The sequence below is a fragment of the Halodesulfovibrio spirochaetisodalis genome, from assembly GCF_001672295.1.
GTDB classification, from domain to species: Bacteria; Desulfobacterota; Desulfovibrionia; order Desulfovibrionales; family Desulfovibrionaceae; genus Halodesulfovibrio; species Halodesulfovibrio spirochaetisodalis.
Window position 1 is genome coordinate 53,649 of the sequence record NZ_JXMS01000006.1, and the last position, 12,590, is coordinate 66,238.

The following is a 12,590-nucleotide window of genomic DNA, read 5'->3' on the forward strand; positions in this document are numbered from 1 at the left end:
AGCTCTTTCTAAACCTGCGCTGTGCGTGCATCGTGCAGGTTTGCTTCTATTACTCGGTAAAGCTTGTTTTCTGTTCCAATTGTTCGGGTAATCGTAGTGAGTGCATCATCAAAGTAGGTGGCAGCTTCCTGATTTTTACCTTGCAAGTTGAGAATGATTCCGTAGTTATTTTTTAGCTTTGCTGTGTAGGTATCTACTCCAAGCTGTTCCGCTCTGCGAATTGCCTGATGCATCATAAACTCTGCGTTCATGTAATTACCTTCAGCCATAGCTGCCATACCTGCTTTGCTAAGCGCACCAATTTCTTTTGCAACACACATTGTACTTCCCCTTATTCTATTGCAACACCTGCTTGAGCGTAGACACGCCGCAGGAGTGAGCCATATGAACCGGAATATCTTTTGATTTTGCGTATTGCAGAACTTCTCTGCGGGCAGCATGCGAAACTTTGTTTGTGAACAGGATTACCATATCTGGTCTTCCCATCTTTCCGGCAATAGAGTTTTCTTTTCCGGTAAATACCTTCAGTTTTACACCCTGATTTTTTGCCGTGTTGATATATTCACGTTTAAGCCTGTCCATTCCACCAATTAACGTTGCGCACATAACGCCTCCAAAATGTATTCCGATCTCTTCATTACCTCCTGTTTAATTGAAAACGATTTTCAATGTCAACTAGAAAATGCTTTTTTTCATCACGCTGCATTGATATATGAGGAAAATAGTCAGGCTTACATTCGATCAAACCCCTTGCTATCAGCCACTTTTTGTTAAGCTGTCACCCTTTTACAAACGGTCATGACATGAAAACAGTTCGCTACCTATTCCTTCTTGCAGCCTTTTGCACAGCCTGTATTGTCCCGCAAACAGCAAAAGCACACCCGCATGTATTCGTTGACAGCTCTCTGAAGCTGAATTTTACAAATAATACGCTGACCTCTATTGATGTTGTTTGGACGTTTGATGAAATGTCCAGCGATATGTTTCTGATTGATCTGGATACTAACGCAGATGGTGCCCTTACTACTGCAGAGTGGGTAAAACAGAGACCGGATATTGAAGGCTACCTTGGAGAACAAAGTTTCTTTGTCCATGTCACATGTAATGGCAAACGCATTACCTTAGAGAAAATCAAGAATTTTACCGCCACATTTTCTGGTGGAATCCTGAAATATGCGATGACTCTTCCAGTAAATATTGCAAAGAAAACAGATAGACAGAAAGTACAGATCGCTATCTTTGATCCTTCCTACTACACAGATTTCTATACCGCACTTGAAGCAGTTTCTGTTAGCGGGAAAAAAAACATGCCACTCTCAATAGATGACGCACCCGAACTTGCCTTTTATCAGGGACAAATCATCCCTACAGCTGTGACTTTCGAGTTCTAACAATGCATAAAGTATTACTCACGGCCATTCTCATTCTGATTTTCGCTACTGCTGTCCAAGCCAGCCCATTTACTGGCGGAGGCGCAAAAAGCCATTCAAAAACAACGCTTGAGCAACCAGTTCAGCAACAGCATGAGGCTGGCTTCTTTGCACTTCAATATTCAAAGCTCCTGCGCAAGGTAAACCTTGCACAACGCTCCATGCGTTCAAAAATGACATCGCTCGGGCGTGAAATAAAAAAACACCCGAACGGTAAAGCGTTTTGGGCGTTTTTACTCTTTTCTTTCCTGTACGGAATTATTCACGCCATTGGCCCCGGACATGGAAAATCTATTGTTTTTTCATACTTTCTGGGCAGGAAAGGTACTTTGCTCAAAGGCGTACTGATGGGGCACCTGCTTACAGCAGTTCATACCCTATCTGCCGTCACAGTTGTTCTTGGGGCATATTATCTACTCAACCTGAAAGGAAGCCGCGCCCTTTCCTCTGCAAGTGAACCGCTGAAAGCTACCAGCTATTATCTTATCATCGGGCTTGGCATATTTATTTTACTCCACGCACTATTCGAAGCCCTTCCCAGCAAAAAAAGTGAACCTACAAAAGAAGCTAACAATAAAGGTATCGTAACAGTCTCTGTTATCTCCGGCCTTGTCCCATGCCCGGGAGTTGCCCTGCTCCTTTCCTTTGCACTCAGCCTTAATTTACTGGTAACTGGTCTTCTGGGAGCCCTCTTTTTTACAATGGGCATGGGGATCACCACATCTCTTTTCGGCATTGCCAGCATCCATTCCCGCAAAATGCTGATGCACGTTGCCGGTAGAAGTTCCAAAGCAATATCTGTTATTCATACATCATTTTCCGTTATTGCAGGAGTCGTCATTATATCTACAGGCTGGCTGCTTGTAGCGACTTCCAGTCTCTAAAAAAGCCCCCCGCGTAATAGCGGTATCCTACCTGATACCTACCTCGTCTTTATTAAACAAAAGTCAGGCTGTTGCTCTACAAAAGCAACAGCCTGACTTTTTCGTATTTTGACATTCCCCCACCGTACTGCACCACAACTCGTTCTTTTCCTTTTGTTCCATTTCTGTGACGGGAAAACAAATTTTTATAAAAACAACAGAATCTTATTGACCTTTATATCGATAATAGTAACTAATATTGCAAATAGTCAACGTTGATTTTTGAATTTTAGCAAAGGTAACTGCTTCTTAAGTAGTTCTTATTAACGCCAAACAGCCGCTTATAACCGGTGCGTATCATGGAGGGGTTTATGCTACGCAGGTTTACAATTCAGCACAGAATTTTCTTCCTACTGCTCATAAATTTTTTGTGCATCACTGGAGCATTCACACTTTTTTATATGACCACTCAAGAGGTCGAAATATACTCAGTGCAAACAGCCAAAGAAGAAATGTTTAAAGGCCGTAAAGAAGCTATTAAACTTGCTGTTACCAGTTTAGCGCACGCATTAGAAAAAGAAGTGAAACAATTACCAGAGGGGGAACAACTCACGCATATTCAAGTAGCAGTAAACAACCTGAGATATGAAGAAGATGCCTCTGGATACTTCTTTGTCATCAAAGATAACAAGTTCGCAGCATTCCCGCCTGACCCTAAAAGAGTAGGGATGAACATCCTCAACTTAAAAGATGCAAACGGGGTACAATTCATTAAGGAGTTGCTCATAAAGGCAAAAACCGGTGGCGGCTTTGTTGAATATATTTACGATAAACCAGGCAAAGGAAAACAACCCAAAATTAGTTACGGAGCGCCAATTGGTACAACCGGTTATGTTCTGGGCACCGGCGTATACATTGATAACATAGATACCCGCGGTGCGGTGATCAGTAATACTATTACGACAATGACTGATGATGCGTTTCTCGAAACGCTGATAATATTCTCTGTCATCTTTGCCATCATCACTCCGCTTTGCGTGCTAATTTCACGCAGTATTTTACGTCCGCTTGGAGACGCAACAAATGCAGCACAGGAAGTCGCCGCTGGAAATCTTGAAGTCTCCATTTCCGTTGATGGAAAAGATGAGGTCACAAGCCTGCAGCGCTCACTGACGCAAATGGTTGTCACCTTCAAACGAGATAAAACTGAAATGGAAGAGAAGGAAGCCGTAGCGCAGGAGCAAGCAACTATTGCCAAGCAAGCAGCCCAGCAAGCCAGAGACGCCATGGCGCAGGCGGAAGTCGCCACTAGAGAGGGAATTCTCACGGCAGCATCCACTTTGGAAGGGCTTGTGCACAATATGAACGACGAAATAGGCTCCTTATTTGAGCAGAACTCCAACGTCCTTCAGGGCACAAATACGCAGATGAATCGTATCAGTGATGCAGCAACAGCCATGGAAGAGATGAACGCTACCGTTCTGGAAGTAGCACGCAACGCAAGTGAAGCAGCCGCAGAAACCGAGCGTTCTCGAAGTATGGCGCAGCATGGAGAAGAAGTTATCACAGAATCTGTAGCTGCTATTACACAGCTTCACGCACGCAGTGAGGAGCTGAAAAGCAACATGACGACCCTAAACTCACAGTCAGAGTCAATCGGCAGCATTATCAATGTTATCAACGATATTGCTGACCAGACGAACCTGTTGGCTCTTAATGCTGCCATTGAGGCTGCACGTGCTGGTGATGCTGGACGCGGCTTTGCTGTTGTTGCGGATGAAGTGCGTAAACTGGCTGAAAAAACCATGAATGCCACGCATGAAGTTAGTGAAAACATCAACAGTATACAAAATTTAGCTAAATTAAACACACATGGCATGGATGAGACGCTGGAAGCTTTCAGTACTGTTCAAGAGCTTTCTGGAAAATCTGGAGAAGTGTTGCGCGAAATCGTACTTGCTGTTGATTCTGCAGCTGAGCAAGTGCAATCCATTGCGACTGCAGCTGAACAACAATCTGCTGCTTCCGAAGAAATCACCCGCAGTGTGGAAGAGATTGATCAGATTGCAAAAGAAAACACAGGTCTTGTGGACAATTCAGCTGAAAATACAAAACAGCTTGTGGCACAATCTGAAAATCTCAACCGTGTTATCGAAAAACTCAAAGCCGATGCTTAGCAAACTCTGCTACGCAATACCCTGTGCTGTTATTTTATGAAACGAGCAATCTGATGGTAATCAGACTGTACCAGACGTTCTCACGGAGCATGAACTTTCTGGATAACCATTTACGCTTTCTCGAGTAACGTACCAGCAGCGCAAAAATGCTGGCCTGAAGAAAACAAAAAGCCAAGCTGTTATGTAGATCAACTACTAAACAGCTTGGCTTCTTTTTTCATAACAAAGCAACATGCACTTCCTTAAGCCAATATTAACTTACCCTTAAGCACACATCTTTTTTTCTTAACTCCGGCGCAATTTTTGCTACTCCCAATGGAAAAAGAAATTTTTACCTCAGGAGAATTCCAATGGCACCTATCGAATCTGTCGGGCAGGACGCGTTTTCTTTTAAGCTTGGCAACCTTGCAAAGGCTGCAAGCCAAAAAGCACAGCAGCATGAGACGACACCACAGGCACCAGTTCAGGCAGCTGCACCAAGCCTTACTGAAACAGAAGCGGCAAACATTGCCTACGGTAATACCGTAACTGCCCTTGAAAACGGTCAGCAAGCATCCGACCAGTCAGCGCATGCTCTTGATCCTGCACGAGTTGCAGCATTGCTTGAAGATTTTTAGCCTGCAATGTTTCAGGGGGTGGCAACACTCCCTGAAAACAATTCATACATGTAGCATACGCCAGATACAAAAAATTACGAAAGATCAGCCTGCAACTGAGCCTTAATTTTTGCTGCCCCTACCTTGTCCCCGGTAGCATCAACAGCCTTAAATAGCATTCTCTTTGCTTTCTGCTTATCAGGATCTACTGAAACAGCCTTTTTTAAGTACCGCACTGCCATTTTAGGCTGCTTGCACTCCATACACCACTCACCAATCATGCGGAACATGCTGTGTTCATCCACATAAAGTGATTTTGCTTCTTCAAAAGCCTCGGTAGCATCATTGAGACTGCCACCGGCAAGGTATCTTCTACCCCTACTTAATGCTTTATCCAACGTCAGCTTACGTGTAAGCTGCTGGGTATATGATTCTGAGTCCTGAGCTTTCTTCAACTCAAGAAACAGTTTCACCAGACTGTCATGAACAAGTTTTTCGTGTCCCTTAACGTATTGAATGCCACGCGGGAACATTTTTTCAACTTCTGTCACCCTGTTCATGTTGTGCAGCACTTCTTTAAGTGCGGTGTCAACCGTGATCCTGTCAATTCCGGTGACTTTTCCCGCCAGAACAAGCCTGAGGGTAGCAATCACAGAGGCAGTGGCCCGCAGGATATCGTGTCTTTGAAAATATGCTTTTGCACGAGCTAAGTGCTCTTTAGCAACTTTGGAATCGTCTTTCATACAGTCACCTTACACCATGTTAGTAAATACGAGGCTACAATAGTAAAATAACACTGAAAGTCAAATATCATTGTACAAGCCTCCACTCATGCTATTCACAAAGTACACTTGTAATCAAACTCTAAAAGGGAGAATCATATGGCTAAAAAGATACGTATTGATGAAGATGAATGTATTGGCTGTGAATCCTGTGTAGAGATTTGCCCGCAGGCATTCCAGATGAACGCAGACGGCGACAAAGCAATTGTAGTCAATGAAGACCTTGAAGACGACTGTGTTGACGAGTCCATAGACACCTGTCCCGTGAACTGTATCGCATACGAGGGATAGTTCCATACCCCGCACATAAAGCACTGGCTCTGCAGAGCCAGTGCTTTTTCTTGTTATGAGCACCACATCACCACAGAAGAACTTAGTGAACCATTAACACGCGTTAACACCTTTTGCTTTACCACCACCCGCTTCTCCTGTAGAACAACTCAAAACTGTAACCATCATTCTTTATTAACTTTGGTTTTTATCTCTAACAATACTGTTGCCAAAAAACGCTCTTTCTGTTGTCGTACTGCAACGACCGAGTATTATTGGTATATAACAGGTATTGTAAAATATATTGCTGCATAAAGTCCTACATGCTGCGTATTGCTATAGGAGCTGCTATGAATTCTGACGTAACCTTTGCTAAGCCATTTATTAGCGCTACAAGCAGTGTGCTTTCTACAATGGCTGGTATAACCCCTGTTCCAGGAACTCCTTTTGTAAAAAAAGATGATATCGCGTGCGGTGATGTATCTGCTATCATCGGTCTTACCGGTGAAAAGCACGGAAGTATCTCTGTGACATTTACCAAAAAATGTGCCGTTGCCCTTGTTCGTGCGATGCTTGGTGACGACATTCAGGATATTATCGCTGATACAAAGGATGCTGTAGGGGAAATTTGTAATATGATTTCCGGACAGGCTCGTGCAGGTCTTTCCGAAATGGGGTTTAAATTTGACGGTTCAACCCCTTCCATTATCATGGGCGACGCCCACACAGTTACTCATGTAACTGCCAGTCCTGTAATTGCTGTTCCCTTCACTACCGACCATGGTGAGTTCACCATTGAGTTTTCTTTTGGATAACTAGCCTTTATTACAGGCAAATAGCCTATTTTTCACCTGAAAAAGCCCGTATTTTCATACGGGCTTTTTTTCGTACACAGCGTTAACTCAGCTATTTTCGGTAGTTTCACAGCTAATTAAAATGTTTCACAATACTTATGCACACTCTTTCCACAGTTGAATGTTAGATTTTGACATTTCGTTATTACTTTTTTTTGTAACCAAACCTGTTGAGATGTCTCACTTCTAATCGATACCATACCACAACTGAGAAAAAGTCTATTGCTAAAAAACTGTCAGCATGAGTATGATTTACTTCTTGCGACTGAGTAATTTCAAACGTTCGTTTAGTTGTATTATTCTTTTTATTTCAATTAGTTAGACTATAAATAACAGCTTTCTTTATACAGAAAAGACACACGCTTTTAAGGATTAGAGTATGGCTTCAGCTTGGTCACGTGTTTTTGGTTTTGAGAGGGTAAGTCTGTGTGACTGGCCCGGCATGAATGCAAGCGTCATTTTCCTTGGCGGCTGCAATATGCACTGTCCAACTTGCCACAACTATAACCTTGCCTGGCATAGCGACACGATGGACGTTATCCCGCAGCAAGCGATTGAGAATTACCTTACCAAACGCGCACGTTGGATTGACGGTGTTGTTATCACAGGGGGGGAAGCTACGATTACGCCCGGACTTGCAGACCTTATCCGAGATCTGAAACACCTTGGCATGCCAGTTAAAATGGACAGTAACGGCATGCGTCCGGATGTATTACAAGAGTTGCTGGACGAAGATCTCGTCAAGCTTTTTGCGGTAGATGTTAAAGGCCCTTATCAGAAATATCCTGTGCTTACCGGCGGTACTACATCCCCAGAAGTAGCGGAAGAAAATCTCTCTCAGGTTTTTGAATTAGCAAAGCAGTATCCTGACAAGTTCCTGTTCCGCATTACTAAAGTGCCTGTGCTGACAGAAGAAGATATTCAGGAAGCTGAAAGTTACCTGCCGGAAGGTTTTACGCTTAAGCATCAGGAGTACGTTCCCCCAAGGAGAGAACATGCCGAAACAGATTCTGAAGCGCGACAAGTGTCTGGAGACATGGTCGCTTGAGCGAATTGCATATGCAATCCTCAAGGCACTTAAAGCAAGTGGAATTAAAGATCCGCTCCTTTCCAAACGGCTAGCCCGAAAAGTTGAAAGCAAACTCGGAGCTGAAGAAGTCGTACATCAGGAAATGGTACAGGACGTCATTGAGCAGGTTCTCATGGAGTCCCGACTGTATCTTGTTGCAAAACGCTTTATTATCTACCGCGAGCAGCGCAGACAATTGCGGGAACAAAAAGCTGCGTACCTTGATATCAAGGAAACTATAAATAATTACCTCGATAAAGCAGATTGGCGCGTACATGAAAATGCCAACATGACCCACTCTTTTCAGGGGCTCATGCTTCACCTTTCCGGAACACTGCAGGCAAAATATGCTCTGGAAAAGTATCCAGAAGAAATTCGCCTTGCCCATGAGCACGGGTACTTTCACATTCACGATCTGTCATTCGGCCTTGCGGGATATTGTGCAGGTTGGAGTCTACGTGACCTGCTGCTCGAGGGATTCAACCTTGAAGGCCGCTCCAGTGCAGGCCCTGCTCACCATTTTGATGCCGTTCTCGGCCAGATGGTTAATTTCCTCGGAACACTGCAAAACGAATGGGCAGGCGCTCAGGCATTTAACAATGTAGATACGTACCTTGCACCGTTTGTCAGAAAAGACGGTCTTTCGTACAAACAAGTACGTCAGGCCATGCAAAAATTTATTTTTAATCTCAACACAACGTCTCGCTGGGGCGGACAAAGTCCGTTTACAAACCTGACATTCGACATTGTGCCTCCGAAGCACATTGCCAAAGAAGCCGTCATCATCGGCGGTGTTCTTCAGGACTCCACTTACGGAGATTATGTTGAAGAAATGGCAATGATCAACAAAGCGTTCCTCGAAGTAATGCTGCAAGGCGATCATCACGGGCGCATATTCTCGTTCCCGATTCCGACGTACAACGTCACTTCAGAATTTCCATGGGAAACAGAAAACGGCGACCTGCTCATGCAACTGACAGCCAAATACGGTGTTCCGTATTTCCAGAACTTCATCAACTCAGACCTTGATCCTGAGGATGTGCGTTCCATGTGCTGCCGTTTACAAATGGACTTACGCGAACTGCGCAAAAAAACAGGCGGCCTGTTCGGAGCAGGAGACCTCACCGGTTCTATCGGTGTTGTCACCCTTAACCTGCCGAAACTGGCTTACCTTGCGAATAACGAAGATGACTTCCTTGACCTTGTTACTGAATATGCAGACATGGCCAAAGAATCACTTGAATTCAAACGCAAGCTTATTCAGGAAAACCTTGATCGCGGTATGTTCCCGTGGTCTGCACGCTATCTTAAGAACGGGTTTAAAGCTCATTTTGCCACCATCGGCATTGTGGGCGGACATGAAGCATGCCAGAACCTGCTCGGGAAAGGCATTGAAACTGAAGGTGGCGTCCGGCTCATGCGCCGAGTACTAAACCACTTACGAGACCTTACTTCCAATTATCAGGAAGAAACAGGCAACTTATACAACCTTGAAGCAACACCTGCTGAAGGAACAAGCTACCGTCTCGCACGCACAGACAAAAAGCTATACGAAGATATCGTCGCTTCCGGTAATGGAACACCGTACTACACAAACTCAACCGCTCTTCCGGTTGGAGCAACAGAAGACGTATTTGCAGCGCTTGAACATCAGGATCAACTGCAACCGTTATTTACCGGTGGTACTGTATTCCATACATATCTTGGCGAAGCCGTTGCTGACCATGCGGCTCTAAAAAAATTCATCGTCAAAGCATTTACCAAAACCAAGCTTCCGTACATTTCCATCACACCGACATTCTCTGTGTGCAAGGACCACGGGTATATTGCAGGTGAGCACTTCTCCTGCCCGACCTGTAATGCTGATGCAGAGGTCTACACCCGTATTGTCGGCTACTACCGTCCGGTCTCGCAATGGAACAAAGGAAAGCAAATGGAATACGATGACCGCCTTTGCTACAACAGCGCTCCGGTTGACACCGGAACAGTCATCAAAAAAGTTGAGGAAGCTGTGTAAACATATTCCCCATATCTGCCGTTCGTAAGATGGGCAGAGTAATGAAACGAACGACACCAAATACAAAGAGGGTGGAGCAAATGCTTCACCCTCTTTTTTTGCATCATGCAATTATCCGACACAAACATTATGCACATTTGTACGAACATTCTAGAAACGACCTGTGCAAAACTTTTACTGACATAAAGGAGAGTATATCTCCTTAACAGCCTTACTTTACGAAACTTTTCCAAATAAAAAACAACATAGTTAGTGACAAAATAAGGAACATTTTACGAACAGGCTGTGCAAAACACATACAACCTATGCTTATTTTTACTCATTAACACCACACAGTATCGTTATGAGATAATTTTACTAACCTTACGCCATCTGAATCCATCTGAGCCTACTGGAAACAACTTGTATTGACACTGAGCACATTCGGTACGGTTAACCATACAGTACTCATTTCCAATCGCATTCAACACACAAACACACTCTGAACACATATAAAAGGACAACAAAAAAGCCCCTGCTGCAAATGCAACAGAGGCTTTGATGATACGTATTCGACTGATAAATTCGTGTTAGCTACCTATGCAGCTACACGTTACCTGTCAATGAACCGTTCCTACTGGTCTTCGGAAAATTCCTTAGCTGCAGGGGTATTCGGGTTGGTTCTTTCAAGATCAAGCGGGTACCCGAGGACCATGGTCTTACGTGATTCAAAACCAGTAGCACCTGGGTGTGTGTTAATACCCACAACAAGATCCATAATTCCGTCGTTGTTAAGATCAGCAACCTGATAGCCCATTACACCACCCTTGATGCGACGGGTTTTCCACTGGAGTCCAAGACCTACGCCATCCCATTGCAAAGAGTGAATTTCACCCTGCGGGAAGAAACGGTAACGGTCAAAGAATTGGGCAGCAACAGAAATAGGCTTGTTTACCAGCACTTCATATTTACCGTTGTGATCAAGGTCTTTCACAACAAACGGCATAGGAATGTAGTACTTGGCAGGGATAAGGAGCTTATCTTTTCCGAGTCCCGGCATAGTGTCGTCGTTTTCAACACTAATGGTGCTGCCAGAGTATGAAGCGGAGGTGGATACCATGCGGTCAAACTTAGAGTTAAAGACAGCAATCTTTTCGTTATCAGGGAGAAGTACGATAATCTTATCACCGTCCTGCTCATCCGGTACCCACGCAAAGTTGTACAAGTTTGCTTTCTTCGGCAACATAATGCCACGGCTGACAACAACCTTACCGTTTACGTATGCAAGCTCTTTCACGCCCGGTACAAACACGGTACCGCCCTTACGGGTTTTCTGTCCCAACAGAACCGGCTGGTAGGTAGGCGGAAGAGGCACAACGTTTACAAGCATTTTAATTGTTGGTGCAAACTCAACAAGGCGGTCACCTTTCAAAGAATAGAAGAAGGTAATAGACGCCTGATCTTTATCCATTGCGCTGACAATCAATTCAGATTTACCGTCTCTATCCAAATCAAGAGCACGGACAGTCAGCATCTCATAACGGCTGGAAGGCTTAATCTGCGCAATCGGGTCGAGCGTATTTTTATTGAAGTTGTAAACACGCACAAACTGATCATCAAGCAGGACTACCTGATTTTTCTTGTCACCGGTAAGGTCTGCTACAACCATACCATGCGCTGCAAAACGCAGTGTGTTGGAACGCAGGCGGTTTGTGGATTCATTACTTCCTGCATACCGGAACTGCGGGTTCAGGTATACTTCCTGATTCGCAGAGGTCTGGTTAACTGTAATTGCAGGGTTCATCTGGTTAACACGATCCTTAGCCTTTGCAACAGCCTGTGCGCGGGCGTCAGGACGATCAAACACTTCTGTGTTAATCGCACCAGCAATATTCTGCAGGGTCGGGATCATATCATTTAAAGAGCTTGAAGCAGAGCGAGGCCAGATCGCACCTTTTTTATCCGCAACGCGAACATCCAAAGAAGTCTGGTCACCGATAATATTAACGCTACCGTATACAAGGTAGTCCGCACCGGAATCTGCAAGAGCTTTAAGAGCATCTGCCTTATTTGCAGGAGCTGCAATGCCCTCGACAGCGCTGGCATCAACAGGAATAAAATGATCTTTCCAGAACAAACGGGAGCTGAGCATTTGCGGAATTGCACGCTCAAGGTATTTAAATGTTTTTGGTCCGTTAACAGTAAACGGCACAATCCCGAAAGTTTTTACCCCCTCTGCAAACGCAGCTGACATGCTTAACATCAGCATAAGCACCGCTAAAATCACAGTGCGCACAACAGATTGCATACGTTCTCCTTAGAAATAACTTACTGGGTAGCGTATTCACCCAGAACAATCGCAGGTTATTTGGGAAAGTCGGACTGTAATGCCATTTACAGCGTGCTTACCTAACGCTTTCCCAACGGTCTGTCGTGTACATTATCAACGCACAAGACCGGTATCTTACTTTTTTTATATGACTTAATGCCAAATCATACGACAAAAAGAATCTCATTTCGCTTAACTAGCATCACATCCATAATATCACTTGA

The 12,590-nt window shown here is 44.4% G+C and carries 12 protein-coding genes; 8 read left to right on the forward strand and 4 right to left on the reverse strand.

The genetic code is table 11. The features are described 5' to 3' along the window. Nucleotides 1-8: 8 nt before the first annotated feature. Nucleotides 9-320, reverse strand: coding sequence for a tetratricopeptide repeat protein (locus tag SP90_RS04890; protein ID WP_066853191.1), 312 nt, complete (start codon nt 318-320; stop codon nt 9-11). Between the two features lie 16 nt (nt 321-336). Then, the gene (locus tag SP90_RS04895; RefSeq protein ID WP_066853193.1) at nt 337-606 is read right to left on the reverse strand and encodes a DUF2325 domain-containing protein; all 270 of its coding nucleotides are present in this window, start codon (nt 604-606) and stop codon (nt 337-339) included. Between the two features lie 197 nt (nt 607-803). On the opposite strand from SP90_RS04895, the gene SP90_RS04900 reads away from it, so the two are divergent. From SP90_RS04900 to SP90_RS04915, 4 genes are all read left to right on the forward strand, one after another. Further along, nucleotides 804-1,391, forward strand: a complete 588-nt coding sequence (locus SP90_RS04900) for a DUF1007 family protein (protein ID WP_066853194.1) — start codon at nt 804-806, stop codon at nt 1,389-1,391. A 2-nt stretch (nt 1,392-1,393) separates the two neighbouring features. Beyond that, nucleotides 1,394-2,314: a nickel/cobalt transporter gene (locus SP90_RS04905; RefSeq protein ID WP_066853195.1), complete on the forward strand. Its 921-nt coding sequence runs from the start codon at nt 1,394-1,396 to the stop codon at nt 2,312-2,314. Nucleotides 2,315-2,664: 350 nt separating this feature from the next. Next, entirely contained in the window at nt 2,665-4,470 is a 1,806-nt protein-coding gene (locus SP90_RS04910; protein WP_066853196.1) for a methyl-accepting chemotaxis protein, read from the forward strand. Nucleotides 4,471-4,820: 350 nt separating this feature from the next. Continuing rightward, nucleotides 4,821-5,087: a hypothetical protein gene (locus tag SP90_RS04915; protein ID WP_066853198.1), complete on the forward strand. Its 267-nt coding sequence runs from the start codon at nt 4,821-4,823 to the stop codon at nt 5,085-5,087. A 74-nt stretch (nt 5,088-5,161) separates the two neighbouring features. Here the strand turns inward: SP90_RS04915 and SP90_RS04920 are convergent, their stop codons facing one another. Further along, entirely contained in the window at nt 5,162-5,809 is a 648-nt protein-coding gene (locus tag SP90_RS04920; protein ID WP_066853200.1) for a tetratricopeptide repeat protein, read from the reverse strand. Between the two features lie 138 nt (nt 5,810-5,947). Here SP90_RS04920 and SP90_RS04925 point away from each other — a divergent pair, with 138 nt between their 5' ends. The 4 genes from SP90_RS04925 (at nt 5,948) to SP90_RS04940 (ending at nt 10,058) form a co-directional block, all read left to right on the forward strand. Continuing rightward, nucleotides 5,948-6,139 carry a ferredoxin gene (locus SP90_RS04925; RefSeq protein ID WP_066853204.1) on the forward strand — a complete coding sequence of 64 codons (192 nt, stop codon included), beginning with the start codon at nt 5,948-5,950 and terminating at the stop codon, nt 6,137-6,139. Nucleotides 6,140-6,468: 329 nt separating this feature from the next. After that, the gene (locus SP90_RS04930; RefSeq protein ID WP_066853206.1) at nt 6,469-6,933 is read left to right on the forward strand and encodes a chemotaxis protein CheX; all 465 of its coding nucleotides are present in this window, start codon (nt 6,469-6,471) and stop codon (nt 6,931-6,933) included. A gap of 418 nt (nt 6,934-7,351) precedes the next feature. Further along, complete coding sequence (locus SP90_RS04935; protein WP_066853208.1) at nt 7,352-8,020, forward strand: anaerobic ribonucleoside-triphosphate reductase activating protein; 669 nt, start codon at nt 7,352-7,354, stop codon at nt 8,018-8,020. Then, complete coding sequence (locus tag SP90_RS04940; RefSeq protein WP_066853209.1) at nt 7,968-10,058, forward strand: ribonucleoside triphosphate reductase; 2,091 nt, start codon at nt 7,968-7,970, stop codon at nt 10,056-10,058. Before SP90_RS04935 ends, SP90_RS04940 begins: the two co-directional genes overlap by 53 nt. A gap of 613 nt (nt 10,059-10,671) precedes the next feature. Here SP90_RS04940 and SP90_RS04945 read toward each other — a convergent pair. Further along, complete coding sequence (locus tag SP90_RS04945; protein WP_066853210.1) at nt 10,672-12,345, reverse strand: FG-GAP repeat domain-containing protein; 1,674 nt, start codon at nt 12,343-12,345, stop codon at nt 10,672-10,674. Between the last annotated feature and the right edge of the window lie 245 nt (nt 12,346-12,590).

Coding starts and splice junctions, on each gene's coding strand:
- SP90_RS04890 (WP_066853191.1), bottom strand. CDS start 320: ATGTGTGTTGCAAAAGAAATTGGTGCGCTTAGCAAAGCAGGTATGGCA.
- SP90_RS04895 (WP_066853193.1), bottom strand. CDS start 606: ATGTGCGCAACGTTAATTGGTGGAATGGACAGGCTTAAACGTGAATAT.
- SP90_RS04900 (WP_066853194.1), top strand. CDS start 804: ATGAAAACAGTTCGCTACCTATTCCTTCTTGCAGCCTTTTGCACAGCC.
- SP90_RS04905 (WP_066853195.1), top strand. CDS start 1,394: ATGCATAAAGTATTACTCACGGCCATTCTCATTCTGATTTTCGCTACT.
- SP90_RS04910 (WP_066853196.1), top strand. CDS start 2,665: ATGCTACGCAGGTTTACAATTCAGCACAGAATTTTCTTCCTACTGCTC.
- SP90_RS04915 (WP_066853198.1), top strand. CDS start 4,821: ATGGCACCTATCGAATCTGTCGGGCAGGACGCGTTTTCTTTTAAGCTT.
- SP90_RS04920 (WP_066853200.1), bottom strand. CDS start 5,809: ATGAAAGACGATTCCAAAGTTGCTAAAGAGCACTTAGCTCGTGCAAAA.
- SP90_RS04925 (WP_066853204.1), top strand. CDS start 5,948: ATGGCTAAAAAGATACGTATTGATGAAGATGAATGTATTGGCTGTGAA.
- SP90_RS04930 (WP_066853206.1), top strand. CDS start 6,469: ATGAATTCTGACGTAACCTTTGCTAAGCCATTTATTAGCGCTACAAGC.
- SP90_RS04935 (WP_066853208.1), top strand. CDS start 7,352: ATGGCTTCAGCTTGGTCACGTGTTTTTGGTTTTGAGAGGGTAAGTCTG.
- SP90_RS04940 (WP_066853209.1), top strand. CDS start 7,968: ATGCCGAAACAGATTCTGAAGCGCGACAAGTGTCTGGAGACATGGTCG.
- SP90_RS04945 (WP_066853210.1), bottom strand. CDS start 12,345: ATGCAATCTGTTGTGCGCACTGTGATTTTAGCGGTGCTTATGCTGATG.